The sequence below is a fragment of the Mesorhizobium sp. EU05-FHT14A09 genome (assembly GCF_058790995.1).
The window spans coordinates 1-1,202 of the sequence record NZ_JBYTDF010000025.1 but is presented as its reverse complement, the minus strand read 5'-3'; the positions used below and the strand labels follow the sequence as shown (position 1 = coordinate 1,202).

Genomic DNA, 1,202 nt, shown 5'->3' with positions numbered 1-1,202 from the left:
GCCGCCACGAACTCCTTCATCGCCTGGATCTCGGCATCGGTGTCGGAGACGAAGTGGTTGATGGCCACCACCGCCGGCACGCCGAACTGCTTCACATTCTCGATGTGACGGCCGAGATTGGCGCAGCCCTTCTTCACCGCCTCGATGTTCTCCTGGCCAAGGTCTTCCTTCTTCACCCCGCCATTCATCTTCATGGCGCGCACGGTGGCGACGATGACGGCGGCAGCCGGCTTCAGGCCAGCCTTGCGGCACTTGATGTCGAAGAACTTCTCGGCGCCGAGATCGGCGCCGAAACCTGCTTCGGTCACGACATAGTCGGCAAGCTTCAAGGCGGTGGTGGTGGCGACCACCGAGTTGCAGCCGTGGGCGATGTTGGCGAAGGGGCCGCCATGCACGAAGGCGGGGTTGTTCTCCAGCGTCTGCACCAGGTTCGGCTGGATGGCATCCTTCAACAGAACCGCCATGGCGCCGTCGGCCTTGAGGTCACGGGCATAGACCGGGGTCTTGTCGCGGCGATAGGCGACGATGATGTCGCCGAGGCGCTTTTCGAGATCCTTCAGGTCCGTGGCAAGGCACAGGATCGCCATCACCTCGGAGGCGACGGTGATGTCGAAGCCGGCCTCGCGTGGAAAACCGTTGGCGACACCGCCGAGCGAGACGATGATCTGGCGCAGCGCGCGGTCGTTCATGTCCATGACGCGGCGCCAGGCGACGCGACGGATGTCGATGCCGAGTTCATTGCCCCAGTAGATGTGGTTGTCGATGAGGGCCGACAGAAGGTTGTGGGCGGTGGTGATGGCGTGGAAGTCGCCGGTGAAGTGCAGGTTCATATCTTCCATCGGCACGACCTGGGCATAACCACCGCCGGCGGCACCACCTTTGACGCCGAAATTGGGTCCGAGCGAGGCTTCGCGGATGCAGACGACGGCCTTCTTGCCGATACGGTTCAGGCCATCACCGAGACCGACCGTGGTGGTGGTCTTGCCTTCGCCGGCCGGCGTCGGGTTGATGGCGGTGACCAGGATCAGCTTGCCGTCCTTGTTGCCTTTGACCGACTTGATGAACTCGGCCGAGACCTTCGCCTTGTCATGGCCGTAGGGCAGAAGATGTTCGCTCGGAATGCCGATCTTCTCACCGATCGCCTGGATCGGCTGCTTCTTCGCGCCTCGCGCGATCTCGATGTCACTCTTGTACTCGGCCAT

1 protein-coding gene is annotated in these 1,202 nt (G+C 62.7%); it reads right to left on the bottom strand.

The genetic code is table 11. The features are described from left to right. The coding region (locus AC3WTO_RS31110) for a formate--tetrahydrofolate ligase (RefSeq protein WP_492465084.1) at positions 1-1,202 on the bottom strand (1,202 nt) is incomplete at both ends.